This is a genomic window from Candidatus Pelagibacter communis, assembly GCF_001180225.1.
In the GTDB taxonomy this organism is placed as follows: domain Bacteria; phylum Pseudomonadota; class Alphaproteobacteria; order Pelagibacterales; family Pelagibacteraceae; genus Pelagibacter; species Pelagibacter ubique_D.
The window spans coordinates 1-675 of sequence record NZ_CVST01000007.1; the positions used below are offsets into that span (position 1 = coordinate 1).

Below are 675 nucleotides of genomic sequence, written 5' to 3' on the forward strand. Positions count from 1 at the left end.
ATATACCTTTTCAATTAAACCCAGACATGCCTCTTGATGGAATAACTCGTGATAAATATCTTGAAATAAAATTTGGTGGAAAAAAATTTGCAGATCCTATGTATGAAAATATGAAATTAAAAGCAAAAGAATCTGGAATGAATTTTAATTTAGATAAAATAAGAAAAACTCCAAATACAGTTCTATCTCATTTACTGATAATTTTGAGTGAAAAGTTTAATATACAAAACCAGGTAAAAGAAAAAATTTATCGATCATATTTTGTCGATGGTCTCGACATAGGAGATATTCATATTTTAACTGAAATTGCAAAGCAACATAATATTTCTGAAGAGATCTTTGAAAATTTTATAAATGATAAAAATATTGAGGCTGTAAATTCAAAAATATCAATTGCTAAAAAAAAGAATATAAGTGGTGTTCCGTTTTATGAGATAGGAAATGATTTTATATCAGGTGCTCAAAGTGTAACTCACTTGGAAAATGCAATAAATTCGAACTTAAACTAAAATTAAGTCAATTTTTTCTTTGTTATAACTTTTTAAAACTATATGTTAAGTTCATGGACTCATTAAAAAACTGGATGAAAGATGCTGCAAATATTTTGTTTGATGATAGCAAAAATGATCTGAGAGCACTGCCCAAAACAGTTAGGCTTCAAATTCTTTTAGTTTT

General features: G+C 26.5%; 1 protein-coding gene. It reads left to right on the plus strand.

Translation table 11 applies throughout. The features are described from left to right. The coding region (locus AMN99_RS00195; RefSeq protein ID WP_075505855.1) for a DsbA family protein at positions 1–509 on the plus strand (509 nt) is incomplete at its 5' end. Positions 510–675 lie beyond the last annotated feature (166 nt).